Source organism: Pedobacter sp. PF22-3 (genome assembly GCF_026239555.1).
Taxonomy (GTDB): Bacteria; Bacteroidota; Bacteroidia; order Sphingobacteriales; family Sphingobacteriaceae; genus Pedobacter.
This window is the reverse complement of sequence record NZ_JAPIVP010000029.1, coordinates 1-26,769: the sequence shown is the minus strand read 5'-3', so window position 1 is coordinate 26,769 and position 26,769 is coordinate 1. Positions and strand designations below refer to the sequence as shown.

Here is a 26,769-nt window from a genome sequence, read left to right as displayed (position 1 = left end):
CAATTTATTGAGAAATTTGTTCATTTGTTGGGCTTCCCTCGCTCGTCCCTAAACATCTATATTAAACCAAAAAGCCTCTAAATCTCACGATTTAAAGGCTTCTTCTTTTTGTGTCGGGATGGCAGGATTCGAACCTACGACCTCCTGCTCCCAAAGCAGGCGCGATACCGGGCTACGCTACATCCCGAACTTTGGTATCGATCTTTTTTTTAATCCTTTTGTAAAGTGGATTGAACTTTTTGTCGGGATGGCAGGATTCGAACCTACGACCTCCTGCTCCCAAAGCAGGCGCGATACCGGGCTACGCTACATCCCGAACTTGGTATCTTCTTTTTTTATTTCCCTCTTTCGAAGGGATTGCAAAGTAACGGTTTTAAATTGACAATTCCATTTTTATTTGCAAATTTTTATTCTCTTGCGGAGAGGGCGGGATTCGAACCCGCGGTACCGTTACCAGTACGACAGTTTAGCAAACTGTTCCTTTCGGCCACTCAGGCACCTCTCCTTTCAAACCTCTATTTTTCTGCCCTACCGGCGTTGTTTTGAGGTCTGCAAATATAGTAAAACAAGTTATCCAACAAAAAAAAATTACAAAATTTGTTGATAATCTATGCGCACATGGTAGATACTCATCAGCATTGTCTTGAATATCAATTTGATAGTCTCAATATCTTTTAACGTTAAATCGCAGTCATCTAACTGATTTTGCTCCAATTTATAGTTAATTATGCGTTCAACGATATCGTTTATGTTCTGTGCATCGGGATTTTTCAGACTTCTTGAGGCTGCTTCAACAGAATCTGCGAGCATTAACACACCGGTTTCTTTACTAAAAGGTATCGGTCCGGGGTAGCGAAAAATGTTTTCGTCGACAAATTTTTCGGGTGTATTTTTTAAAAACGACTGATAAAAATAATCCACCCTTGTATTGCCATGGTGTGTTCTGATAAAATCAATAATCGCTTCAGGAATCTGGTTCTTTCTTAAAATCTCAATTCCTTTGTGTACATGCTGAATAATAATTTGTGCACTCTGCTCATAAGGTAATTTATCGTGTGGGCTCACAGCGGTATTTTGGTTTTCAATAAAATACTGTGGATTGTCTACTTTACCGATATCATGGTACAGCGCCCCTGCCCTAACCAATACAGAATTACCACCAATTTTAAATATGGCAGCTTCTGCAAGGTTAGCTACCTGTAAAGAGTGTTGAAAGGTTCCTGGCGCTTTAAAAGCAAGCTCCCTTAATAATTTATTATTGGTGTTGGTTAACTCTATCAAGGCCACATCAGAAGTAATACCGAAAATACGCTCGAACAGGTAAATTAACGGGTAAGCCAAAAGTGATAACAGTACGCTAAACACAAAAGGGATAAAGTTTAACCATTCAATATCGCGGAAAGAACCTTCGCGGAGTAATGCAATGCCTACAAAAGAAACAAAATATGCCAGCAGAATAAATAAGGCCGAAATGAGAAACCTTTCCCGCTTAACAAAGTTTTTGATACTGAATATGGCAACCATACCTGCCGTAACCTGATAAAAAACAAATTCAAAACTATTGGCCACGAAGAACCCGGCGATTAAAATCACCAGCATATGGAGGTAAAGCGCCAAACGGGTATCGAACAAAATCCTGATGATAATAGGCACCACACAAAAAGGGATATAGTACAAACTGGGGATTTCCATTTTAATGGCCCAGGTTAAAGCAAGTAACATTCCCGTGGTTACAATAAGAATTAAGGACAGCTGACGGTTATCGGCAAAAATATCCTTACGGAAAAGAAAAAGGAACGACATTAATATCGTGATGATGAAACCAACCAGTACCACCTGTCCCAGGTAAACGAGTGCCCTGCTACCAATGGTTTTGGTTTGTGCATCGTAGGTAGCTTTATAAGATTCCAGTTTCTGATAAATTTCTTCATCAATAACATCATTTTTGGCCACAATAAGCTCGCCCTTTTGCACCATGCCTTTGGTAGTAGAGATATTGTTAACCGTATTATCCTGTATGGTTTGCGTCAGCCGTTCATCAAATACGATATTTGGGGTAATGTGATCAATGGCGAGGTTTGCAACCAGATCGCCCATTACCTGGTTTGGGGCCTTAAAATTATCTCTAAAAAACTTCAGGGCCGATTCTGCGGTAAAAACATCATGTGTATTTTTCTCCTGGGCCACATTATTTTCAAGCAGCGAAAAATCGTAGTTTTTACCTCCGGCCTGGTGTTTCACATTCAGACCAATAATGCCTTTCTGGTAAATACTCTGCAATAATTTATAGGCAGCGCTTTTATATACATCCTTATCTTTTTCACTCAGCTGTTTCGATCTCCATTTCACATCAAACTCGTTGGCAAACTCTTCCAATGCATTGGCGGTAATACCCCTATCCAGTTGGTAAACGGGCAAAATATCTTTTAAGGCATTCTTTTTATCAGCCTTAACCTGCGGATTGGTTTTTAAAATAGCAAAACTGAAAGGCGAAATCAGGTCCTTGTTTTTCCATACCGCGTTTTTTTCAAACTCATACCTAAACCGGGGTTGTTTGGGCAGGAATAGCGTAATAATGAAAACGGTAAATATCATCATCACATATTTTAGGTTTGATGAATACTTCCGGTAAAGGATCTTGTGTGAATTTCTCTTGATCTTGGCCAAAACGATGTATTTATTGTATTGTCAAAAATAACATTTTTATCTAATATATATTTTGCACGTTTTGTTTGCAATTACCAGGTTTTATATTTTACTTTATGATATCAAATTAATATCAATTATGTATCAAGAAAAAATTATCAATCCGCCATCTGGCTATTTAACTTTCGCTTTGAGTATAGCATTACTGGGCGCTTCCATTTTCTGTTTTGTTTCTGAAATTTTTCTCTGGGGAGGCATTTTATTAGCGATAGATGTATTTTTAATATTTCCGGGCTTCTTAATCATCAATCCCAACCAATCGATGGTACTCACCCTTTTCGGAAAATATATGGGCACAGTAAAAGCTGACGGCTTTTTCTGGGTAAACCCTTTAACGGCCAAAAGACGTGTATCTTTAAAAGCAAATAATTTAAACGGACAGCAGTTAAAGGTGAACGATAAACTGGGCAATCCGATCGAAATTGCAGCTGTTGTGGTTTGGAAAGTAAACGAAACCGCTAAAGCCGTTTTCTCTGTGGAAAATTACATGCAATACGTAAACATCCAGAGTGAGGCTGCCGTTAGGCATTTGGCCAACATCTTCCCGTACGACCATGCCGAGGATGAAGAAACCAGCATCACTTTAAAAGATGGTGCCGAAAAAGTAAGTGAACTTTTAGAGAATGAGCTGAACGAACGTTTATCACGCGCAGGCATTGAAGTTTTAGAGGCCAGGATTTCGCATTTGGCTTATGCACCAGAAATTGCCAGCGCCATGTTACAGCGCCAACAGGCTACAGCAGTTATTGCAGCCCGTAAATTAATTGTTGAAGGTGCAGTAGGTATGGTAGAGATGGCATTGGAAAAATTATCGCAAAAAGGAATTGTAGAACTGGATGAGGAGCGTAAGGCAGCTATGGTAAGTAATTTACTGGTTGTACTTTGTGGCGACCGACATGTGCAGCCTGTGGTAAACACCGGTACCTTATATAATTAGGAAATGTTCCTGATCAATTTAAAAACGAGGTATAAGATACAAGCAATACAATAAGAATGGCGGAGAAAGATAAAAAAGCTTTTGTATTAAGAATTAGTCCTGCTTTATTAAAAGAAGTAGAAACCTGGGCTGCCGATGAGTTTAGAAGTACGAACGGGCAGATTGAGTTTCTACTTACCCAGGCTTTAAAATCAAGAAAGAAGGGAAAGGCGAAAGAGGAATAACTGTAAATTGTTAACTGCCAATTGTTAACTTTTAACTGCTAAACTGATTTGGGCGTTCCCCAATCCCGATGAAAAAATCGGGATTGGGTCGGGCTTTTCAGGGCTGCGCTTCGCTCCGGTACCGATGAAAGATCGGTACTGAACCCTTACAATCCCTAACGCAAAACCCACCGCCTTAAATTAAAACTAATCAACCACCCCGCCCTGCGGGCACCCCTCCTTAATAAGAAGGGGAGTAAACCGGCCCAGGAAAAACCAAGATCACAACACCTAATCATTAATTCAACCTTTTTATAAAAACTTATCAACCCACCCCGGCCTATGGGCACCCCTCCTTAACAAGGATGGGAGTAAACCGGCCCAGGAAAAACCAACTACCCCAAGCAGCACCAGCCCTGTTAATTAAACCTGATGGCAGCGGCAGCCCCGAAGTATGAGGGCTACAGCGTACAGCAGGACTACAGCAAGCGAAACGCATTAAACCGTTCATTTCCAAAAACCTTAATTAATTAAACCAAAATCACGCTACCTAATCATTAACTCAACCCTTTAATAAAAACTTATCAACCACCCCGGCCTATGGGCACCCATCCTTAACAAGGATGGGAGTAAACCGGCCCAGGAAAAACCAACTAACCCAAGCAGCACCAGCCCTGTTAATTAAACCTGATGGCAGCGGCAACCCCGAAGTATGAGGGCTACAGCGTACAGCAGGACTACAGCAAGCGAAACGCATTAAACCGTTCGTTTCCAAAAACCTTAATTGACTAAACTAAGATCACAAAACCTAATCATTAACTCAACCCTTTAATAAAAACTTATCAACCACCCCGGCCTATGGGCACCCCTCCTTAACAAGGATGGGAGTAAACCGGCCCAGAAAAAACCAACTAACCCAAGCAGCACCAGCCCTGTTAATTAAACCTGATGGCAGCGGCAGCCCCGAAGTATGAGGGCTACAGCGTACAGCAGGACTACAGCAAGCGAAACGCATTAAACCGTTCGTTTCCAAAAACCTTAATTAATTAAACCAAAATCACGCTACCTAATCATTAACTCAACCCTTTAATAAAAACTTATCAACCACCCCGGCCTATGGGCACCCCTCCTTAACAAGGATGTGAGTAAACTGGCCCAGGAAAAACCAACTAACCCAAGCAGCACCAGCCCTGGTAATTAAACCTGATGGCAGCGGCAGCCCCGAAGTATGAGGGCTACAGCGTACAGCAGAACTAAATAGACCTAAGAAATACTACAGCACCTTTCCAAAAACTTATTATTTCAAATGTGCTAAAATCATTCCTTAAACGTTATTTTTAAATATCTGAGGTTTTGTAAACCTGTAAGGTTTGACTAACTTAGCGGCCTAACCAAAAATTCATAAAATTTAGTATACATGAAAGAAGTTGTAATTGTATCAGCTGTGCGAACGCCTATTGGCAGTTTTGGAGGTTCATTGGCTCAATTTTCTGCTACCCAGCTTGGCGGCTTCGCTGTGAAGGCCGCTATTGAAAAAGCCGGATTAAAACCGGAACAGATCCAGGAAATATATATGGGTAACGTTTTATCTGCAAACCTCGGACAAGCGCCGGCTACACAAGCTGCAAAATTTGCCGGTTTACCAGATTTACCTGCCACAACCATCAATAAAGTATGTGCTTCTGGCACCAAAGCAATTATGCTTGCCGCACAAAGTATTGCAAATGGCGATAACGAAATTATTGTTGCCGGTGGCATGGAAAGCATGAGCAATGTTCCCTACTACCTGGATAAAGCAAGAAATGGCTATCGCTTAGGCCACGGACAAATTACAGATGGTTTGGTAAAAGATGGTCTTTGGGATGTTTATAATGATTACCACATGGGGTCTGCCGCTGAACTTTGTGCTACTGAATGCCAAATCAGTCGCGAGGCGCAGGATAATTTCGCCATAGAATCTTACAAAAGGGCACAAGCTGCACAAACCTCAGGTAAATTTGCCAATGAAATTGTTGCCGTTGAGGTTAAAGACCGTAAGGGTGAGATTACTTTGGTTGATGCTGACGATGAACCCACGGCAGTTAAATTTGATAAAATACCTTCATTAAAACCAGTTTTCAAAAAAGACGGAACAGTAACCGCTGCAAACGCATCTACTTTAAACGATGGTGCAGCGGCATTGGTTTTAATGAGCGCAGATAAAGCAACAGCGCTAGGCTTAAAGCCCCTGGCTAAAATTTTAGGCTATGCTGATGCACAACAAGCACCAGAATGGTTTACAACGGCACCTTCAAAAGCAATTCCTTTAGCTTTACACAAAGCCAATATAAATATAGAAGAAGTAGATTATTTTGAAATCAACGAAGCTTTTTCTGTAGTTTCCATTGCCAATAACCAACTTTTAAAATTAAACGATAGCCAGGTTAATGTTAATGGTGGCGCAGTTTCATTAGGTCACCCACTTGGAGCATCGGGTGCGCGGATTGTAGTTACCTTACTTTCGGTATTGGCACAAAACGATGGAAAAATCGGTGTGGCCGGAATCTGTAATGGTGGCGGCGGTGCAAGTGCCATTGTTATCGAGAAAATATAGCTTCGATTTTGCCCGCATTTTTTTTGTGCATTTGATCATATGAAAATTATCAGATTTTATATTCTTTTCATCTTTACAACGCTAAGCTTTAGCTTAAGGGCGCAGCAAGCCCCAAATGCTTTAGATGTTTTTCAGGATACACTGATTAAAATATCGGCCAGGGTTATTGCTGCGCAGAGCGATGCACAAAAGTTGGAGATAAATGGCAGTTTTGTAAAAACATTGGTTGAGGCTTTAAAAGTCTCCAACTCTTTTTCTTATCCTTTCGATTCGCTTAAAAATGTATCGGTAATTAAATCACCCGATCAAACTTTTAGGATGCTGAGCTGGTATGTACTGCTCGAAAACGGTACATACCGCTATTATGGCGCCATACAGATGAATACCAAAAGCGGTCCGTTAAAACTTTACCCTTTAATCGATCAGACCGATAATATTGGCGATCCTAACGGCATTACCAATAATCAGAAATGGTTTGGTGCCAGATATTACGAGGTTATTCCGGTTACCAGCGGAAGCCGATTGCCTTATTATGTGATCTTGGGTTGGAAAGGAAATACACAGGTAACCACTAAAAAGGTAATAGAAATTCTTTCTTTTGATAAAGATAAGCTCACCTTTGGTGCGCCTGTTTTTGAAGGTAAAGAACTAAAAGAAAAAAACAGGATCATATTTGAGTATGCCAAATCGAATGCCATGACTTTAAAAACTGATATGAAAGCAGGTATGATTGTATTTGATCATCTGGCATCTTTTGATCCGGAAATAAAGGATAAATTTGAATATTTTGGGTCGGACGGTACTTTTGATGGTTTCAAAATTATAGGCGGAAGATTAAAACTGCAAGAAGATATCATCCTTAACAATGATGCAGACTCAAATGATGAACTTTACGCAGACCCGAAGAAAAATGTTAAACCCATCAGGAAGTTTTAATTTTTAACAAATCATTTACCTTGCTCCTGGCTTAAAAATTTGTGAGTTTGCCATTCGCTCACTATATTGCGCCCTGCTAACTAGCTTAAACAACACACAAATTCTGAATTCATAAACCAAAACCAACAAATGTTTTATGCAAACATCTAATGAAACCATTAGTATTGACCAAGATAAGGAACTAGATCTCCACCTAACCAGTCAAGGGGTTTCTTCTGAAAAATTATTTAGCCACCCGGTTGGCCTTTTTGTACTCTTTTTTACTGAAATGTGGGAGAGATTTAGTTATTACGGAATGCGCGCCATTTTGGTTCTGTTCCTGATTAGCGATCTCAGCAAAAATGGTTGGGGCTGGCCACGGCCAGAGGCCTTGCAGCTTTATGCTATTTATACTGGTTTAGTATATTTCACACCCATATTAGGTGGTTTAATTGCCGATAGATTTACAGGTTATAGAAAAGCGGTGATTATTGGTGCGTTTATTATGACACTTGGCCATGCAGCCATGGCACTTGAAGGCTTTAGCAACAACTTTTTCTATGCCGGTTTACTTTTACTGATTATCGGTAATGGATTTTTTAAACCAAATATTTCTTCAATTGTAGGTAAGCTATATCCTCCCATCAGCGATAAAAAAGACAGTGCCTATGCCATATTCTACATGGGCATTAACTCTGGTGCCTTTATTGGAATGTTAATGTGTGGTTACATTGGCGAAAAGGTAGGTTGGCATTATGGTTTTGGTCTTGCTGGTATTTTTATGCTCTTCGGTATGTTGCAATTCTATTTCGGCCAGAAAATTTTTGGAGTAATAGGTGCGTCTGTAGATAAAACTAAAGCAGTTGAAAAAGCAGATCCAACAGTTGAAGAAATTCCAAGAAAAGTAAGAAGCCAGCGTTTATGGGTTATTGCCATCTTATCTATTTTCACCATTTTCTTCTGGATGGTATTTGAACAGGCAGGTGGTTCGATGACTATTTTTGCCAAAGATTATACGTTAAGAAATTTAACCGGCGGTGCAGCAACAACTTTTAAATGGGTAGACAGTGTGCTTACTATATTCCCGCTTGTAGCCGTAACTTTTGTTTTGTTCTCATTAGCCAGAAAAATATTTAAGAAATATCCGGCTACCATTTTATTTACCTTATTAAGCTTCGCTATTATCTGGGTTTTAGCCATCTGGAAAGTGAGTCGCGAACTGGGTTCGGTAAGTACCGAAGTGCCTGCATCATGGTTCAGCGTACTTAACTCATTCTTTATCGTATCCTTAGCCCCAATTGTTTCAAAAATATGGGAAACTAAATTTAATCCAAGCGGACCGGTAAAATTTGGATTTGGACTTATATTCGTGGGCATTGGTTTTGCGGGGCTAGCTTACGGAGGCTCTGCTATTCCACAGGGTGCTACATCGGCGCAAGTAAGTCTGTTTTGGCTTGTTTTCGCTTATTTCTTTCATACTGTAGGTGAGCTTTGTATATCTCCGGTTGGTTTATCATACGTAAGTAAACTGGCACCAGCTAATTTGGTAGGTTTAATGTTTGGTGTATTTTTCACCTGTACAGCGATCGGTAACTATCTGGCCGGAGCTACCGGATCATTAATTGACAAAATCAGCTCCGCTTATTCAATTTCCACTTTCTTCCTAATATTCACCATAATACCAATTGTAGCAGGTTTAATTATGTTTGCCATAAGCCCAATTCTGCGTAAATGGATGCACGGTGTTCACTAATTAAAAAATACTTTTACCCAAAAGCCCGATGTTTGTCGGGCTTTTCATTTTTAAACCAATTTAATGGAAAAAACAGTTTCAATAGAAGAAATTCAAAATTTTGAAGGCAAATACCCGAAACAACTCTGGCATTTATCATTGGTAGAAATGTGGGAGCGTTTCTGCTTTTATGGAATGCGCGGCGTTTTGGCTTTCTTTATGGTAGAGCAACTGGGTTTAAGCGATCAAAAATCAAACCTACAGTATGGCGCTATACAAGCTTTTGTTTATGCTTTTACATTTATAGGTGGTATTTTTGCCGATAAGATTTTAGGTTTCAGAAAGTCTTTATTTTGGGGCGGAACTTTAATGATTATCGGAAACCTTATTTTGGCTTTCTCTCCACATGATTTATTTTATATAGGCATTACCTTATCTATTGTAGGAACCGGTTTCTTCAAACCCAATGTCTCATCAATGGTTGGCGAATTATACCACGAGACAGACAACCGCAGAGATGCAGGATACGGCCTTTTTTATGCGGGTATTAATGTTGGTGGTTTACTGGGCGGTGCCATGTGTATCTACCTCGGTAAATACTACAACTGGCATTTGTGTTTCTTATCAGCCGCATTGGTCATGATGTTCGGTTTAGGCACCTTCATTTTCACTAAAAAACACCTGGGCCCGATCGGAAGTTCGCCATTGCTGCACCTTAAAAAATCAAAACAGCAGCTATGGGAAATAGCCGTTTATGCAGGTTCGATATTGTGTATCCCGTTGATTTATATCATGGTGAAAAATACCGATTTTACGGATTATTTCATGTACACGATTGGCATTATTGCCCTGGTTTATTTCTTGTACGAAACCTTTAAAATAAAAGATAAAAAAGCACAGTATAAATTATTGGCTGCTTTTGTTTTTATCTTCTGTTACTTCATTTTTATGGCCATCTCTGAGCAGAGTGGCGGTTCGCTATCGTTATTTGCAAAAGATAATCTTGATCATAAAATCCTCTTCTTCAATATCGACCCGAATGTGGTGAACAATAGCGTAAACTCATTTTTTGTTATTGTTTTTAGCCCGATTGTGGGCATTTTATGGTTAGGGCTATATAAGCGTAAAATTGAACCAAATACCGTGGTTAAATTTGGAATTGGTTTCCTTTTATTGGCTTTAAGTTTTTACGTATTTTATGCCACCAGGTTCTTTGCCAATGCACAGGGCATTAGCTCCTTAAATGTATTTACATTAGCTTATTTATTGTTAACACTAGGCGAACTTTGTTTAGGGCCGATAGGTATGTCGATCATTACAAAACTATCGCCAAAGAAAATGTTCGGTATGATGATGGGGCTTTGGTTTTTATCAAGTGCTTTTGGGCAATTGGCCGCCGGAAAATTAGGTGCAGAAATGTCGAGTATCGATAATGCTTCTTTACAAACCAAGTTAATGGCTTATACCGAAGGTTATAAAGCACTGGCTTTATATTCTTTAATTGCAGGTTTGGCATTGATTATTTTTTCGCAACTGGTTAAGAGATTAATGCAGGAAGTGAGATAAAAAAAGAATCGTCATTTCGACAGTAGTGGAGAAATCTATTCTATAACGATTATTTATTGGCATACCTTAAGATTTGGAAAGGAACGGACTGGAGTTCTTGGCATATTCAGTCCCGCCATCCGCTATAGTCCCTCTTTTCAATCGGGAGCTGCCGCTGCTGTCCGGTTTAGAACCAGTGGCTTCTGCCTTAAATATAGATTCTGAAACAAGTTTAGGATGACGAACGGATGGTTTTAAATCAATTCCATCTGCGGTGATTTGCGAGATCAGCGGAAATATCTGGGCGAGGCGCTAAATTTGTGTTTACAATGATATTATTTATGAAGAAAGCATATTTAATAAATTTGGAAATGAAAGGACTTTCGCTCTTGGCGGCCTTCTCTCCCGCTCTTTGTTTCAAGTCCTCGCCCTCATAATCGGGCTCCAGGCTTTACACGTTGTCTTAGACTACGCTCCAGACTGTACTGTTAGAAGAAGATAAAACGAGTTGAATTATTGAAAATTGATAAAGGTTTCATATTAAATATTTACTTTCGCACATTAAAAGCAATTACACAGCATAAGTAAGCACAATAGACCACCATACAAGAGTTAAAATCTTATCTTATTATAAAACAACCACAACAAACGTGTTAGATAGTTTAGTCATCATTCCCACCTACAACGAGAAGGAAAACATCGAAAAAATCATTAGAAAGGTTTTTTCTTTAACACAGCCTTTTCATGTTTTAATTATTGATGATGGTTCTCCTGATGGAACTGCTGAAATTGTAAAGTCACTACAGAAAGAATACGAAGGGCATTTATTTATTGAAGAGCGCGCTGGTAAACAAGGCTTGGGTACAGCATATATTTATGGCTTCAATTGGGCATTGCAACACGATTATGCTTATATTTTTGAAATGGATGCCGATTTCTCTCATAACCCGGAAGATTTACCACGATTACGTGAAGCCTGTGTAAATGGTGCTGATGTAGCCATTGGCTCCAGGTATGTGAAAGGTGTAAATGTTGTAAACTGGCCAATGGGCAGGGTTTTAATGTCGTATTTTGCATCCATGTATGTCCGCATTATTACCCGGATCAATATTCAGGATGCTACAGCAGGTTTTAAATGCTATCGTAAAGTTGTCCTGGAAACCATTCCGCTTAATAAAATTAAGTTTGTTGGTTATGCGTTTCAGATCGAAATGAAGTTTACTGCCATCAAATTTGGCTTTAAAGTAGTCGAAGTTCCCATCATCTTTACCGATCGTACAGAAGGAACATCAAAAATGAGTACCCGCATCTTCAGGGAAGCTTTTTTAGGCGTAATCCAGATGAAAGTTTCGAGTTGGTTTAGGAATTATAAAAAGGAGTCAGGAGTCGGGAGTCAGGAGTCCAGAATTTAGAGTCTTAACTTCACATTGCCTTAGTTCTATTCACTTCCGACTTAGGACTAAGGACTTACGACTAATCATTAGGACTTCCCTTGAGATTCTCTGATCATTGCGCCAAAATCCTGTCCTTTATCCATTGCCTTGACAGTCATTACTATCCTTTTGGTACGCGTAGGTTCGGTTTAGCCTGGTTAATCCAATTGATATAATAGTTTTGGTGTGATTTAGGCTGTTTTAAAAAGTTTTGGATTAAATGCGTCTCTTCTGATAAGCAAATTTCAAGATCTTCGGGCATTTCTATTTTAAAATCCTTATCTTCTTCTAAATAAAGTTCAACCACTGCTCCGGCTTCTTTTTTTAATTTTTTACGGACTTCGCCCTTTAAGGCAATAATAAAATCACCCGCTCCCATTGGCATAACTGCCATACCGTTAATATCCAACTGATCTATCATTCCCTTTACCCTGAAACTCTTTTTACAATCGGGTTTAATTTCATTTGCTAAAGCAGCTGGAATAAACACATAACTCCAGCCGGTTTTTTCGCCCATGGTTCCGAAACGTTCTATTTCTGCTTTGAAGTGGATCATGAGTTTAAATATAGAAATAATGTTGAAAAAAGGTATTAGCGATATAATCGTTGAGTTACTATACCGTCGTTTTAAACGCTCACAATTAAAAAGCAGTCGCGATTAATCAGTTATAGGCTTAAAATTTCTTTTAACCATACCAGGCATTTAAATGATAAGTAAGCTTAATTAACTTCACTTTTCAACATGGTAATGATTTTATGTGGTTTAAAAAGATTCTTCACCAGGCCCAGAATGACAGATTTAAATAAAATCATAAAAATATCCCAAATATTATTCGGCTCAAAAAAAGCCAAATCATGAGCCGATTAGTAAACTTATTCGGCTCATGATTTTAAAAAAACCAATTAAAATGGTAAATATTGAGCATTATTTAAAGGATTTTCTAAAAACCTAAAGGTCTTAATTACTTCAAACTGTCCTTTAGTTTCAATGAATTTACGAAGGGCAACCGTATCGCAATTAAACCTTAAATTAATACTGCTGAAAAGATTTTCAGCCTGGTCTAGCTGCATTGAACTTAGTTTGCGACCAATTGAGATATGTGCACTACTGCCATGTGTGGTATAGCTTGTTTTGAGCAGCTTCCTCAGCTTTCGCAAAAGATCTTTTAAATAAGGTTTGGACGATTCATCTGGCAGCAAAACAGCAGCATAGCTAAATTTCGATAAACTTAGCTGATCAAAACCAACTTCCTGCTGTTTTTGGGTATAACAAAATTTTTCAATCTGTTTGATGTAAAAAGCCAGTTCATATTGGTCTGCCATAAATTCATTGACCGTAATATGTGCTATCGAATTCCTGCTGGCATACCACCCAATTCTGTCGGCCAGTTGCGTTTTCAAGTCAGCAACCTGATCAATCATTTTTGCCTCAGGGTAAATCACTACTGAATACCAATCTTTCGCCAATCTCAAACTAATATCGTCATTTAATTTTTAATTCATCGCTACAGGATTCATCTGAATATCTAATTTGGCAAACTTTAACACCTCAATACTCTGGAAACCGAAATCTTCTACCACCTTACCCAAAATAAGGTAACAGCCTTTTCCTTTAAAAGGATACATAGGAGTGGTATTTGGAAAATGGGTGGTATCAAAAAAATCGCCCTTTGCATCTAAAAAAGTACCAAACCACATTTTGGTATGCTTAATGGTGTGTACTGTTTTTTCGCATACATAATTACCGACTACCCTTACCGTTTTACCTAAATATTTGTGCATATCGGCTGCCATAATATCACCACGATAAGGGGTTTTTAGAAAATCGAACATTTTATAGTTGAGCGGATATCCCAACAGTTCCAACTCTGTGTAAGCATTTTCCAATTCAGAATCTGCCAATGCAGGGAGCTGATAGGTTTTATAACTCAATTTAAAAAGTTCGGCATGATTTATTTTTTTCTGTTTAAAACCAAGGTAATTGTGCACATCCCAAAGCAGGGTTTTACGATCTTTGCCGGTAAACCGCAATGCGCCGAGCCGGATTAAAATAATTGCCTGCTCTAATGATATACAGGTCCGTTTCACGAAATCTTCCAGATTGAGATACAAACCATTTGCCGCACGTTCCTGTGGAATAATTTTAATGATTTTTTCTTCCAGTCCCTGAATGGCAATAAAGCCGAGATAGGCATCTTCGCCCTTTATATTCACCACTTCATCACTATGGTTAACACAGGGTAAATGCACCCTGGCGCCTGTTTTTTGTAGTTCGTGTACGTAAACCCAGCGACTATAAAAACCGCCATAGTTATTGAGTACGGCTACCATGAACTCCATGGGGTAATAAGTTTTAAGGTAAAGACTCTGGTAACTTTCAACAGCAAAGGAAGCCGAATGTGCTTTCGAAAAACTGTAACCGGCAAAAGATGAAATCTGGCGCCAAACTTCGGTAATGAGTTCTTCTGAGTGTCCTTCTTTTCTGGCTGAAGCAAAAAATTTATTCACCAGTTCATCAAAAGCCAGTTTTGAACGGTATTTTCCACTCATGGCTTTACGTAGGATATCGGCATCGGCCAGATCCAAACCTGCAAAATAATGACATACTTTGATCACATCTTCCTGGTAAACCATTACCCCGTAGGTTTCGCTAAGCCGCTCTTTCATCACCTCACAGAGGTACACCACCTTATCGGGCGCATGGTAACGCTCGATATACGATTTCATCATACCTGAACTGGCAACACCTGGACGGATAATAGAACTCGCAGCCACCAGGGTAAGGTAATTATCACATTTTAGTTTTTTCAGCAATTGCCGCATGGCAGGAGATTCGATGTAAAAACACCCAATGGGTTGCCCTTCTTTCAGCATACCGTTCAGTCTCTGATCCTTTTTAAAGTTTTTAAAATCGTGAATGTCGATATCTATATCCTTGTTTTTTTTAATAAGCTGCACCGCCTCGCGGATATGCCCAATGCCTCGCTGACTTAAAATATCGAACTTTTCGTAACCTATGGCTTCTGCTTCGTACATATCCCATTGCACCGTCGGAAAACCTTTTGGCGGCATATCCAAAGCAGTATAATAAGTGATCGGATCTTGAGAAATCAAAATCCCCCCGGCATGAATAGAACGTTGATTGGGCATGCTTTTCATGTATTGGTGTACGGCCAATAACTTTTGGTAAGTGGCATTAAGTAAATTTTCGCGCTCTTTGGTAGGGTCGGTAAAACTATCTATTTCACCTTTTGGCAAACCTAAAACCTTACCAATCTCCCTGATAATTGCCCGATCTTTAAAGGTACTCATGGTACCCAAAAAAGCAACATGCCATTTGGGATAGCGCTTAAAGATGTACTTTTGTATGGTTTCTCTTTCGTCCCACGCAAAATCGATATCAAAATCAGGCGGACTGGTCCGTTTTTCATGTAGAAAACGTTCGAAATAGAGATCGAGATCAATCGGATCTACATCAGTAATGCGCAAGCAATAGGCCACAATACTATTGGCACCCGAACCACGGCCAACGTGGTAAAAACCACATTTATTCATGGCATACCTAACAATATCGAATGTGATAAGGAAATAAGCGCAGAAGTTTTTTAGTTCGATAATACGAAGTTCTTTTTCTAACCGCTTAAGGGCCTCTTCATTGTTTTCGCCATAGCGATATTTAAGTCCTAGTATGGCCAACCTGCGGAGCATTTTTTTATCGCCTTCTACACCTGTTTTGGTGTAATGAAACTTGTTTTTTGAGCTGGGTATCGCGCTATCTTCAAAATAGGCACTTAAATCGCAACTGTTTATAAGCTTTTGGGTATTTTGAACAATAAAAGGGTACTGTTCAAACTGCTGCGTAAGTTCAGCCTCGGGAATCAGAAATTCATCGGGATCGCATTTTTGTTCCGCAGATACTTTACTTAAAAGGGTATTAAGTTCTATTGCCCTTAAATATTCATGCAACCGATAAGTAATTTTGTCGCCTACCGTAACAGGGTGCCAAACCAGCAGTTTTTCTTTTTGGGCCAAAAGCGGGTGCCTGTACAAGAGATTCAGCTGTTTACCACGAATCCCTACATATTCATTTGCCTTTAATACTGGATTAAGAGACTTTTGAAAGGGATAAATGATATATACGTTTTCCATCGCTGGCGGCATTTCGGGCAGCGGAATGTTATCGATATTATGGCGACTTAAAAACGTATTGAGCTCTCGCATGCCTTCTTTGTTTTTGGCAATGCCTACATACAGTAACCTATTACCGATCCTGAATTCGATCCCTGCTACAGGCTTAATCTGATATGGAATATTGCCTTTATGTATATCGTCGGCTTCTTTGGCAACACCCTGTTTATAACACTCACGAATAAACTCTACAGCTCCGGTTGAGTTGTTGATATCAGTAAGAATCATTTGATGAATGCCCAACTGACGTGCAGTAGCAATGAGCTGATTAATGCTCTGTGTACCATATTTCAGGCTGTAAGCGGAATGTACATTCAAAAACATAACTTATTCGTAAGATTTGGTGCCAGTTGTTCCTTTTTCGCTCATAAAACTCCTGATTTTTGAACGTTTTCTTACTTCAGGATCTTTTTCTGCTTCTTCGGTATTTTCGATCAATATTTTCTTTTTGCGTGGATTGTATTTGATCACTTTTCCTTTTTCATCGCGGGGTGGCTGGGTAACAATGCAGGCTTTTACCACCGCTTCGGCACCATAACTGTTACGCACTTTATCCATAGCCTGGCAAAGACTATACTCTTCTTCAGCGATATTATAAAGACCAATCTGTTCGTAACCACTCACCAGATGCGAAAGTTTTACGCCTACCAACCGCAACAGCATCCGTTTTGAATATACTTTTTCGAATAGGCTATGTGCTTTGCTAATCAGAAATGAATCGAGTGAGGTATAAGGAATCCGCTCCTGCTGGGTAACGGTTTCAAAATTGGTATAACGCACCGTTACGGTAATACAGGCGGTTAGTTTTTTCTGATTACGCAACTGAAAGGTTAGTCCGCTAACCATTCCGGTTATAATAGACTTTAATTTTGCCATATCCATGGTATCACTTTCGAAAGTGGCCTGTGTACCGATTGATTTTCTCTCGCGGTAAGGCACCACGGGCGAAAGATCGATTCCGTTTGCTTTTTGCCACAAACTTAAACCATGCTGGCCCAAAATTTTAAACATAAGCTGTTGTGGAATCTGCGTAAGCGTAAGGATATTACGTACCCCCATTTCGCTTAATTTTTTATAGGTAGCATGACCAATACCCGGAATTTTATGGATGGCCAAAGGATCAAGAAAGGGCCGTAATTCTGGAAAGGTAACCTGCCGTTCGCCATCAGGCTTGGATTCGTTCGTAGCTATTTTAGCTACGGTTTTATTGATCGATAAGCCGAAAGAAATAGGCAATTGCATCTCTTTCATAATGGTTTGCCTAAGTTCTGATGCAAATTTCATACAACCAAAAAAGCGATCCATACCCGTCATATCGATATAATGTTCGTCAATACTGGCTTTTTCAAAAAGCGGGACTTTATCGGCAATAATCTCAGTAATATCATGCGAGGCTTTGGAATATTCTTCCATATCGCCTTTTAAAAATATAGCCTGGGGGCATAGTAATTTTGCCGTTCTGCCGGGCATTGCAGAATGTATGCCGTACTGGCGTGCTTCGTAACTACAAGAAGCCACCACACCTCTATCTCCTCCACCACCGATAATTACCGGTTTACCCGATAACTTAGGATTTTTTCTAATTTCTACAGATACAAAAAATGCATCCTGATCCATATGAATAATCTGCCTGTCTTTATCCATTTTCTTATTATAAGGATGATTGAAAACCAAAAATACTAATATTTTTAGTTTTAATAAAATTTAAGAGATATGCGTTGTAAAATAATGCTAATTATTTTAGTTAAAAATAAGGTATGCAAAATGATTGATTTAAAACATTCGAAATGATGAACATCCGGAGAAACCACCCTATTCAAGTACCGGATGATCAATTAGAGATACGATCTTTGCCGTAGTGTGCTAAGATACGAAACATAGTATAATTTATTGTCTTACAATTAGTTATATCAAAATAACTCCTTATAACCTGAGTTCAATTATGCTTTAATTCGGGTTATTTGGTGCCTTGCATGAACGGTCGTCACCCTGAACTTGTTTCAGGGTCTTTATAGCAAGGTGGTTTAACAGGAAAGATGCTGACCACGAAGTAGCTACAAGGCAATTGAAAATACTAATTCTCTACTTGTAAAATAAATCCAATAGCTATCGGATCAGCATGACGAAAAAGCTAGCCAATTCGTCCTAATAAAGTACATTAATCGAACTCAGGTTTGCAGGCAAGAATCGCGACATTGAAAGATTCTTCACTACATTCAGAATGACAGGAAGTGAGGATTACGCAATCCTATAAACAAAAATGCCCCCGATTTTCATCGGAGGCAAATAATTAAAAAATTAAATATTGTTAATCTCAAATTGGCTTACTGCTTAACAATTTTGAATTCTGTCCTTCTGTTCAGCTGATGTTCTTCCTCACTACACGCTACTCCATTGCTGCATTTGTTTAATAAGCGGGTTTCGCCATAACCTTTAGCCGTAACACGGTTTTTATTAATACCTCTCGAAATGATATAGGCTACAGCAGATTCAGCTCTTTTTTGTGAGAGGTTCAGGTTGTAAGCATCCTTACCCCTGCTATCCGTATGCGAGCCCAATTCGATCCAGATCGTCGGATTATCAATCATGATTTTAACCAGTTTATCCAATTCTACAGCAGCATCCGGGCGGATGTTCCATTTATCAAAATCATAATAAATGTTTTCCAGCTTAATTTCCTTATTGATTATAATAGCTTCTAAATGGAGGTCTTGCGTTAGTACACCCGAAGTTGTTAAGCCAATAGTGGCCAGGTTTTCTACATCGGATCTGTAATTTGTTTTTTCTGCTGATACGTTGTATTCAGAGTCCTTTGATAAATTAAATTGGTATGCGCCATTTTCATCAGTTTCAGTTTTTAAAACAGAACCATTTACTTTTGCCAGGGTTACTAATGCACCTGCAATCGGCTGGTTATTATCTTTATCGAAGACCCTGCCTTGTAATTTGAAAGCCAGGATCATTTTCTGATCGATAGTATAGATATCATCGCTACCCAAACCACCCTCGCGGTTAGAAGAAAGATAAACAATACCACCTTTTTCGTTTAAACTAAAGCCAAAATCATCCTGTGGAGAGTTGAAAGGATAGCCCATATTTTCAATCTGGCCAATGCTGCCACTTTCTCTCAAAGCCTGGTATACATCCAATCCTCCCATGCCAACCCTGCCATCGCTCGAAAAGTAGAAATTATCCTTTTCGTCAAAAACCGGACTACGGTCATTGCCTTCGGTATTTACTTCTTTCAGGTTAATGGGTTTGCCCCAATCACCCGCATCTGTTTTTAGGCAAACATAAATATCGGTTCCACCTAACCCACCTGGCATGTTCGACGCAAAATAAAGGCTATTTCCATCGGTAGTAATAAAAGGATCACCTACAGAATAAGCATTTACATTATTATAAGCAAATGAAACCGGTTCGCCCCAAACACCATCGCTACCTTTTGTGCTGCTAAAAATCTCTACATTAACAGTTGTTGGCTGTTTTTTTAAGCGTTCCAATTCATCGGTAATACGGGTTAACGTAAAATACATGGTTTTGCCATCGGCTGTAAAGCTGGCAGAACCAACGTGGTAGCTGGTACCTGCTTTTATGGGAAATAGCTTAAGGCTATCGTTTGATGATGACTTGAAGTACAGTTTAAGGTATCCGTTACCGGTCCAGCCATATACTTTTTTATCGGGTTCTTTAGATCCGTCGAATTTTAAAAAGGGCCTATTTTCTGAACCGTTTAATTTACTGTTTGATCTATCGGAAGTAAATACAACACCTCTTTCATACTTTACAGCCCCCCAATCTGACTGTGCGCTATTTAGCGCTTTCTGATTGATGAGCTCAATCTTTTTTGGATTTTTGATCCATTTCAAAGCCGAATCGCAAGAAGCAATCCAAATGGCTTGCTGCTTTTCTGATACATTTTTATTCTTATCAATGTAATTCAGGTACTGAACTTTTGCTTCGCTATACTTCGAATTCTGTTGTAAAGCTTTGGCATAGCTCAACATATTCTCAGTGCTGCTCCCATTCATTTTAGTGGCAATGGCATACCAGCTTTCTGCCTGTTTGTAATTATAAACCAGTGCATAAGCATTTGCCAACCGCTCTGCGGCATGTAAAGTTTCTTTTTTTTTAAAGGCCTGTTCATACAAATCTATTGCCTTACTGTAATTAAACAGTTCGTATTCCTTGTCAGCATCTTTTAGTACATACTGGGCATTTGCCGAAAAACTGAATGCACATAAGCAATATGCAGAAAGGCAGATACCTGTTAAAATTTTATTCATCGCGTTGTTTGGATAGTTGACCAAAAATACTAAATATAGTTAACTTAAAATACCCTGGGCGCAGCAGTCTTGTATTTTGTTTAATAAATAAATCAGCAATGGAAATCTTCTAATTTCCGCGCTGTAGCCCCGTAAAGGGCCAATTGAGAATTCGTAACCATAACCAATCCTAAGCTTTTCAGATGGAAAAAACGGCATCGCTGCCACAGCAGAATTACGCGGATTAAGATCGCGCTGCACATAGCTTTTATCATACAGTTTGGTATACAGAAACAGTATATAAGAAATATTTAGTGCAACTGATTGATGCATTTTAAGCAAATCGAATTTATTAAGTCAGTGTCTTTATTTTTTTTCCCGGGAATTAAATAAAACTTTGGCTGCTTTATCATGTTGATTAAATAATAAACATGATCAATATGAAAACTACAGACAATAAAAAAGCAGCTGAAAAAGAACAACAAGTAAAAGGAAGCTCAAAAGAAAAGGCCTCCTTTGATCAGAATGGGGATGGTGCTTCAGATCAATTTGGCCAGGCCGGCTCTACCCCTAATGAATCAGGAGAGAGTGGACCTGGCACTGTAAATAAAAACAAAAAAGCTTAGAAAAGATAAAAAGAGTATTACACTCTTTTTATCTTTCATAGATACTCATCTTTTCAGCCAGTTCTATAATACTTTTTATTTTGAGTTTTTGAAAAAGTCTCAGCTTATATGTACTCACTGTACCCATCTGAAGATTTAACTGATTGGAAATTTCCAATACACCGATACCTTTTGTTAAAAGTTCTGCCACTTCAAGCTCTCTGCCCGAAAGTTTAGTAAAAGGATTATCGGCATCGTTACCCAATATGCTGTTAAACATATTTTCTTTAACATTTCTGCTCGAATAGCGACTGCCAGCAAGAATAGTAGTGATTGCAGTTACAATTTCTGATTCTTCGGCATTTTTGGTTAAGTAACCAGAAGCACCTGATTTTAAATAAGGTACAGCATAAATATTTTCATTAAGAGAAGAAAATACAAGAATTTTAGCATTGGGCTGAACCAATTTAATCTGATCTATTACCTTAAGGTTGTTACCTCCAGGTAAGTTTACATCAATGATGATTAAGCTAGGTGATTTTTCTACTTCGACAAGAGCCTGTTCAAGGGTTGACGCGTGAATGATTTCAACACCAGGCCAGAAGTCTGATATTAAACCTTTTAAACCACGGCGAATGATCTCGTGATCATCGGCGATGAGCACTGTAAAAGTGCTTACGGCATTTTTTGTTTTCATTATATTAAGGATATCATGCAAGTTAATAAAAAGTTATTTTTTCTACGCAATTGTAGTGAATTTTTCTTTAAAATGTGTAAATATTATTATACACATTTTAAAAATTTTGTTAAAATACCCGGGGTGTTGCCAATCTTATATTCTGTTTGATGAACGAGTAAGCGATGGAAATCTCATGTGTGCCGCTGCTGTACCCCTGTAAAGGACCAATTGAAAAATCATAACCATACCCAATCCTTAGCTTTTCAGATGGAAAAATCTGTATCGCTGCTACAGCAGTGTTACGCGGTGTCAGATCGCGCTGAAGGTAGCTTTTATCATACAGTTTTACACCAGTACGGTACGAACCGCCAACCCAGATAAAATCTTTGATCATCAAAAAGGCATTTAAATCCAGACTCGTCGGTCCGCCACGGTCGTCTTTCAACAGGAATGATGGTTTTACCTGAAAATCTTCAGAAAGTGGAAGCAATACCCCTGCAGTTAGGTAATAATGTGGTTTAGGCTGTGGGATAAATGCATAACGGTCTATATTAATATAGGTGGCAATCAGGTTATCGGCCGAGAAACCGGCATAAATCTTATCGTTTGCGAAATAAACGCCTGCCCTGGCATCTGGCACAATGGTACTCTGCATACCTACAGGCTGGTTGGGTTCAGGGTTGTTTGGATTTAACAGCGAGCCATCTATGCCCAACTGCACCATGCCCACACCAAGGCCCAATGCCAATCTCGAACTCCCATCATCGTTCATCCGGATGCGGTAGGCATAGTTACCGTAAATGCTCAGGTTGGACTGTGCACCCAGTTTATCACTGGCCACCTGAAGGGCCAAACCCACGTTACCGCTGTTGGCAATGGCATCTACAGCCAGCGACATGCTTCTCGGTGCTCCGGTAATGCCTGTCCACTGGCTCCGGTAAAAACTGTGCACATTCAGCACTTCTTTATAACCCGCATAGGCGGGGTTGATATAGATCCCGTTGAACATATATTGGCTATACTGTGCATCCTGTTGTGCAGATACGGGCCGTGAAAACAGCAAAAACGAACCTGCCAATAATACGATTAGTTTCTTCATCATACCTTTCTTCACCATTAATTTTTAAATGCCCTGATCAGGGTGATGTAACCTTTAAATACTTTCCACTCACTACTTCCGCCCTTTCTGGCGCGTAACAGGTAATAATAAGTTCCCTCATTTAAACCTTCACCCGTCCAGTTATTCTGGTAACCTTTGGCACGGAACACCTCGTTACCCCATCTGTTTACAATCGTAATGTCGTTTTCAGCAAATTCTGCAAGGCCATTAATCTCGAATGTATCATTAATGCCATCGCCGTTTGGTGTAAACAGATTCGGAATCAATAAATCACTACCAGTTATCATGGCCGCATTTGCTTTCATCAAGTTATTATTTGATATTGGGTCAGGCTGATCTGCTTTTACACTTGCAGAATTATTCAATTCACCTGAAGCCAGTGTTCTTGCTTTAAAGGTTAACGTTGCGCTCTGATTTAGATCTAAACTTCCAACCAACCACACTAAATCTCTGCTGGTAGTCGTATAACTTGTTGTACCAACAGCAACCGTGATTTCTTTAGGTGCATCAATAATTGTCGACAGTTTATCTGTAACGGTAACTCCTGTTGCCCTGTTCGGACCTTTGTTGGTTACCGTAATTTTATAGGTCACATCATCTCCTGTCTTGATATCGCTTTTGGTTAACAGTTCTTTTGTAATAACCAAATCAGCCGATTGATCTACATCCATCAGTACCTCTGGCCTGATTGTTGTTCCGGTTGCGCTCGTCATTGCAACCACATTTTTTATCTTATTGTATCTGTTTACATCCGGTGCAACTTTCGCATCAAAAGTTAACACGGTGCTCGAATTGGCCTGCATGTTAATTTTCCATTTCAGGGTATTGCCCGTCACGGTACCATAACCGGAAACCGAGTTAGGAACATAAGTTAAACCTGCGGGAAGTTCATCGGTGATGGTTACTCCATTTAGTGCAGAACCACCTGTATTTTTTACCTGAAGCGAATAAGTCAAAATCTCGTTGGCCTGTGCTTTGCCATCTTTATTGCCTTTGTTATCCGTAACTGATTTGCTACCTTCCAACATTCCATCAGTTGGGATAGATACAGACGGATTCAATGGCATTAACGCATTTGCAGGATCAGTTACAGTAGCGGTGTTATTCACGCCTAATACGCCTGAAGGAATAACCGCATTTACAGTTACTTTGAAACTCACCTGTACCTGTCCGTTGGCTGGAATGCTTAAATTGTTCCAGTTTAATATATTGCCAACTAACACCCCACCATTATCTGCACTTGCACCTAGGTAAGTGGTATTAGCCGGGATTGCATCGGCAATTTTCACACCTGTTCTTGTAATATTTCCATTATTTTTAACGGTAATGGTATAGGTTAAAACCTCATTTGCTTCGGCTTTTCTATTATTATTGGCATCAGCAACGGTTTTTGAACTTACAATTTTTGGCAGTTCTAAAATAGTAGGATAATCGTTGTCCTCATCAGTTCCGGAAATATCCGAAATTGGCGTTCTACTTGGTGTTTTAGCCGTAAGTGTGGCTGTGTTTCTCACTGAACCTGCATTTTTCTCTGCCTGCGTAATGGTATACACCGCCGTGGCCACAGCTGTTTCGTCAGGTGCAATACTAGCTGGTGAGAAAGTAAGCGCTGATGAAATTTTTGGATCAAGCAAACTAAAATTGTTTAACGTAACATTACCGGTATTTTTTGCCGTAAAAGTATAGTTAACCGAATTTCCATCGGCACTTAAAACACCTGTTTTAACCAAAGCAAGACCTGGTCCCTCTTTAATCAGGAATATGGTAGGATCATCAGGAGCCAAAGTTCTCGGATCATCAGAAAGTTTACTTAATTTATTTGCGCCGGAGTATCTGGCAACCAGATTAGCCTGATTCACAAACCTGCCATTATCAATTTCTGGTTGTGTTAAGGTATGTCTGGCTAAAATCAGCGCAGTTTCGGAAGGTTCCAATTTACTGATCATTGCAGGTTTAATACTACCCGCGTCTGCACCTTCATCGGTTACCACAATATCGGTTAGCGATACATTACCGGTATTGGTAACCTGAATGCTGTACTCAATTACTTTAACTGTACCTGCAGCATTAGCAAATACTTTGGTAAACCTAAGTGATGGATTAGGCACGATAGGACTAAAAGTTGCATCATCTGTTGCAGGAGTCGATGGATCGTCTGATACTTTCGCTAGTGTATTCCCTTTCGGATCTTTTGCGCTTGCATTAACCTGATTACTGAAGCCACCAGCATTTACATCACTTTGTTTTACCGTATGCTTAGCTGTAATGTTCACCGTAGCACCTGGCAATATGGAAGCAATATTTGAAGGCATTAAACTACCAGTATCGGCATTTGCATCAACCAACACGATATTGGTTAAAGTTACATTCCCGGTATTTTTGAATACAATGTTGTAATTGATCACATCGCCAGCCTTAGTTGCACTGTTTGCAGCAGATTTGGTCAATGTAAAACCAGGTGTTGGAATTAATTGAGTTACAGTAGCATCATTAGGTGCAGGTGTAGATGGGTCATCAGACAACTGGTTAACCACAATACCTTTATTATCAGTTAATTTTATCAATGCCTGGTTGGTAAATGAACCGAGGTTGATATCATCTTGTGTTAAAGTATGTTTAGCAGTAACCGTTACGCTGGCACCAGGTGCTAAAGTAGAAATATTGGCAGGATTGATCGAACCAGCATCTACAGCGGCATCAGTTACGGTTAAGTTACTTAATGTAACGCTTCCGGTATTGGTAACGGTAAAAGTATAATTGATTGATTCGCCGATTTTCGTCCCTGCAGCACTCGCAATTTTAGTAAAAGTAAATTTCGGACTACCTGAAATAGGGGTTTCAGTAGGATTATCATTCGAATAATCGGTTCCTGAAACATCTGTAATGGCGTTTCCAACAGGTGTTTTTGCACTTACAGCAGCGGTATTGGTCACTATGCCTGCATCTTTATCGCTTTGGCTTAAAATATAAACCTGGCTATAGGTAAAGTTTGTCCCTACTGCCAATACGTTAGGGAAAGTCTTATTTAAACCTAATTTGGCATCCGTCAATACAATACCACTTAATGCTACATCACCAACATTTGTAATCTTGAAAGAGTAAGTGATGTTATTACCATCAGCACTTAAAATACCTGTTTTAATCAGGGCGATCTTTCCTTTCAACAATTGCGTAGTAACGGTTGATTGATTGTTGGTATGATCTGGATCTGTTGATGTATCGGTTGGACTTAATGATACACTATTTACAAAACTTGCTCCTGTAAATGTTGCTGCAACACGAGCATTTACCATTAAACTCACCTGCTGACCAGCCACTAAATCAGCTGTAAGATTAAAGGTTTTCCCTGTTGAACTATAGGTTCCGCCGATTGCATTGTAACTTATTTTTTCCAATCCTGCCGGAAGATTTTCTATCAGTCCTATAGATTCACCACTTAATACCGTCGCAGGTCCGTTGTTTTTAATTGTGATCGTATAGCTGATATCGCCATTGGTTTCAACACCTGTTACGTTGGCTGTTTTGCTTACCAGCAGATCTATTATCCAGTTCGGGATATTTACCGTTACAACTGCTGTTGAAATTTTCGTTACATTCAATTTATCTGTAATTTGATAAGTCAATGTATAAACTCCCGGAAGCGTACCGGCCGCAACATTTACCTTTCCAGTTGCTGCATCAATGTTGATTTTCGGATTTGAAGTTGAAATCTGATTGATTATTACAGTAGTTATTGTTGCAGTTAATATATCGTTATACTGATCATTAATCAGGATATTTTCAACGGCCACGCCGCCAGTAAAACCATTTGCTGTTCCCGTATCATCTTTAGCCAAAATTGTATTTGT

18 protein-coding genes and 3 tRNA genes are annotated in these 26,769 nt (G+C 39.4%); 8 read left to right on the top strand and 13 right to left on the bottom strand.

Annotation, left to right across the window (positions count from 1 at the left end):
* Window positions 1-113: 113 nt before the first annotated feature.
* The 4 genes from OQX63_RS22785 to OQX63_RS22770 form a co-directional block, all read right to left on the bottom strand.
* Window positions 114-187: transfer RNA gene (locus OQX63_RS22785), tRNA-Pro, on the bottom strand.
* Window positions 188-242: 55 nt separating this feature from the next.
* A tRNA-Pro gene (locus OQX63_RS22780) sits at window positions 243-316 on the bottom strand.
* Between the two features lie 102 nt (window positions 317-418).
* A tRNA-Ser gene (locus tag OQX63_RS22775) sits at window positions 419-505 on the bottom strand.
* 83 nt (window positions 506-588) lie between these two features.
* On the bottom strand, window positions 589-2,595 hold the full coding sequence (locus tag OQX63_RS22770) for an HD family phosphohydrolase (protein ID WP_265853095.1): 2,007 nt from the start codon (window positions 2,593-2,595) through the stop codon (window positions 589-591).
* Between the two features lie 190 nt (window positions 2,596-2,785).
* Between OQX63_RS22770 and OQX63_RS22765 the strand changes: the two genes are divergently transcribed.
* The 7 genes from OQX63_RS22765 to OQX63_RS22735 all read left to right on the top strand — a co-directional run bounded on the left by OQX63_RS22765 (window position 2,786) and on the right by OQX63_RS22735 (window position 12,043).
* On the top strand, window positions 2,786-3,643 hold the full coding sequence (locus OQX63_RS22765) for an SPFH domain-containing protein (RefSeq protein ID WP_265853094.1): 858 nt from the start codon (window positions 2,786-2,788) through the stop codon (window positions 3,641-3,643).
* Window positions 3,644-3,699: 56 nt separating this feature from the next.
* Window positions 3,700-3,867, top strand: a complete 168-nt coding sequence (locus OQX63_RS22760) for an Arc family DNA binding domain-containing protein (RefSeq protein WP_083488688.1) — start codon at window positions 3,700-3,702, stop codon at window positions 3,865-3,867.
* A gap of 1,396 nt (window positions 3,868-5,263) precedes the next feature.
* Entirely contained in the window at window positions 5,264-6,439 is a 1,176-nt protein-coding gene (locus OQX63_RS22755; protein WP_265853093.1) for an acetyl-CoA C-acyltransferase, read from the top strand.
* 39 nt (window positions 6,440-6,478) lie between these two features.
* Window positions 6,479-7,375, top strand: coding sequence for a hypothetical protein (locus OQX63_RS22750; protein WP_265853092.1), 897 nt, complete (start codon window positions 6,479-6,481; stop codon window positions 7,373-7,375).
* A gap of 136 nt (window positions 7,376-7,511) precedes the next feature.
* Complete coding sequence (locus OQX63_RS22745; protein ID WP_265853091.1) at window positions 7,512-9,107, top strand: peptide MFS transporter; 1,596 nt, start codon at window positions 7,512-7,514, stop codon at window positions 9,105-9,107.
* Between the two features lie 63 nt (window positions 9,108-9,170).
* The gene (locus OQX63_RS22740) at window positions 9,171-10,652 is read left to right on the top strand and encodes a peptide MFS transporter (RefSeq protein ID WP_265853090.1); all 1,482 of its coding nucleotides are present in this window, start codon (window positions 9,171-9,173) and stop codon (window positions 10,650-10,652) included.
* A gap of 629 nt (window positions 10,653-11,281) precedes the next feature.
* A complete protein-coding gene (locus OQX63_RS22735; RefSeq protein ID WP_265853089.1) occupies window positions 11,282-12,043 on the top strand; it encodes a polyprenol monophosphomannose synthase in 762 nt (253 codons plus the stop codon).
* Between the two features lie 142 nt (window positions 12,044-12,185).
* On the opposite strand, the gene OQX63_RS22730 is transcribed toward OQX63_RS22735, so the two are convergent.
* The 6 genes from OQX63_RS22730 to OQX63_RS22705 form a co-directional block, all read right to left on the bottom strand.
* Entirely contained in the window at window positions 12,186-12,620 is a 435-nt protein-coding gene (locus OQX63_RS22730) for a YdeI/OmpD-associated family protein (RefSeq protein ID WP_322974553.1), read from the bottom strand.
* A 347-nt stretch (window positions 12,621-12,967) separates the two neighbouring features.
* Window positions 12,968-13,537 carry a hypothetical protein gene (locus tag OQX63_RS22725; protein WP_265853088.1) on the bottom strand — a complete coding sequence of 190 codons (570 nt, stop codon included), beginning with the start codon at window positions 13,535-13,537 and terminating at the stop codon, window positions 12,968-12,970.
* Between the two features lie 21 nt (window positions 13,538-13,558).
* Complete coding sequence (gene dnaE / locus OQX63_RS22720) at window positions 13,559-16,576, bottom strand: DNA polymerase III subunit alpha (RefSeq protein WP_265853087.1); 3,018 nt, start codon at window positions 16,574-16,576, stop codon at window positions 13,559-13,561.
* Between the two features lie 3 nt (window positions 16,577-16,579).
* Window positions 16,580-17,896 carry a DNA polymerase IV gene (gene dinB / locus OQX63_RS22715; protein ID WP_265853086.1) on the bottom strand — a complete coding sequence of 439 codons (1,317 nt, stop codon included), beginning with the start codon at window positions 17,894-17,896 and terminating at the stop codon, window positions 16,580-16,582.
* A gap of 680 nt (window positions 17,897-18,576) precedes the next feature.
* On the bottom strand, window positions 18,577-20,538 hold the full coding sequence (locus OQX63_RS22710) for an OmpA family protein (RefSeq protein ID WP_265853085.1): 1,962 nt from the start codon (window positions 20,536-20,538) through the stop codon (window positions 18,577-18,579).
* A gap of 39 nt (window positions 20,539-20,577) precedes the next feature.
* Entirely contained in the window at window positions 20,578-20,850 is a 273-nt protein-coding gene (locus tag OQX63_RS22705; RefSeq protein WP_265853084.1) for a hypothetical protein, read from the bottom strand.
* Window positions 20,851-20,957: 107 nt separating this feature from the next.
* Between OQX63_RS22705 and OQX63_RS22700 the strand changes: the two genes are divergently transcribed.
* A complete protein-coding gene (locus OQX63_RS22700; protein WP_265853083.1) occupies window positions 20,958-21,143 on the top strand; it encodes a hypothetical protein in 186 nt (61 codons plus the stop codon).
* 28 nt (window positions 21,144-21,171) lie between these two features.
* Here OQX63_RS22700 and OQX63_RS22695 read toward each other — a convergent pair whose 3' ends face one another.
* The 3 genes from OQX63_RS22695 to OQX63_RS22685 form a co-directional block, all read right to left on the bottom strand.
* Window positions 21,172-21,819: a response regulator transcription factor gene (locus OQX63_RS22695; protein ID WP_265853082.1), complete on the bottom strand. Its 648-nt coding sequence runs from the start codon at window positions 21,817-21,819 to the stop codon at window positions 21,172-21,174.
* A gap of 109 nt (window positions 21,820-21,928) precedes the next feature.
* Entirely contained in the window at window positions 21,929-22,903 is a 975-nt protein-coding gene (locus OQX63_RS22690; RefSeq protein WP_265853081.1) for a type IX secretion system membrane protein PorP/SprF, read from the bottom strand.
* 14 nt (window positions 22,904-22,917) lie between these two features.
* On the bottom strand, window positions 22,918-26,769 hold a 3,852-nt coding region (locus tag OQX63_RS22685; protein WP_265853080.1), incomplete at its 5' end, for a gliding motility-associated C-terminal domain-containing protein.

Coding starts and splice junctions, on each gene's coding strand:
- dinB (WP_265853086.1), bottom strand. CDS start 17,896: ATGGATAAAGACAGGCAGATTATTCATATGGATCAGGATGCATTTTTT.
- OQX63_RS22750 (WP_265853092.1), top strand. CDS start 6,479: ATGAAAATTATCAGATTTTATATTCTTTTCATCTTTACAACGCTAAGC.
- OQX63_RS22700 (WP_265853083.1), top strand. CDS start 20,958: ATGAAAACTACAGACAATAAAAAAGCAGCTGAAAAAGAACAACAAGTA.
- dnaE (WP_265853087.1), bottom strand. CDS start 16,576: ATGTTTTTGAATGTACATTCCGCTTACAGCCTGAAATATGGTACACAG.
- OQX63_RS22755 (WP_265853093.1), top strand. CDS start 5,264: ATGAAAGAAGTTGTAATTGTATCAGCTGTGCGAACGCCTATTGGCAGT.
- OQX63_RS22690 (WP_265853081.1), bottom strand. CDS start 22,903: ATGATGAAGAAACTAATCGTATTATTGGCAGGTTCGTTTTTGCTGTTT.
- OQX63_RS22710 (WP_265853085.1), bottom strand. CDS start 20,538: ATGAATAAAATTTTAACAGGTATCTGCCTTTCTGCATATTGCTTATGT.
- OQX63_RS22745 (WP_265853091.1), top strand. CDS start 7,512: ATGCAAACATCTAATGAAACCATTAGTATTGACCAAGATAAGGAACTA.
- OQX63_RS22740 (WP_265853090.1), top strand. CDS start 9,171: ATGGAAAAAACAGTTTCAATAGAAGAAATTCAAAATTTTGAAGGCAAA.
- OQX63_RS22705 (WP_265853084.1), bottom strand. CDS start 20,850: ATGCATCAATCAGTTGCACTAAATATTTCTTATATACTGTTTCTGTAT.
- OQX63_RS22765 (WP_265853094.1), top strand. CDS start 2,786: ATGTATCAAGAAAAAATTATCAATCCGCCATCTGGCTATTTAACTTTC.
- OQX63_RS22770 (WP_265853095.1), bottom strand. CDS start 2,595: ATGATATTTACCGTTTTCATTATTACGCTATTCCTGCCCAAACAACCC.
- OQX63_RS22760 (WP_083488688.1), top strand. CDS start 3,700: ATGGCGGAGAAAGATAAAAAAGCTTTTGTATTAAGAATTAGTCCTGCT.
- OQX63_RS22695 (WP_265853082.1), bottom strand. CDS start 21,819: ATGAAAACAAAAAATGCCGTAAGCACTTTTACAGTGCTCATCGCCGAT.
- OQX63_RS22730 (WP_322974553.1), bottom strand. CDS start 12,620: ATGATCCACTTCAAAGCAGAAATAGAACGTTTCGGAACCATGGGCGAA.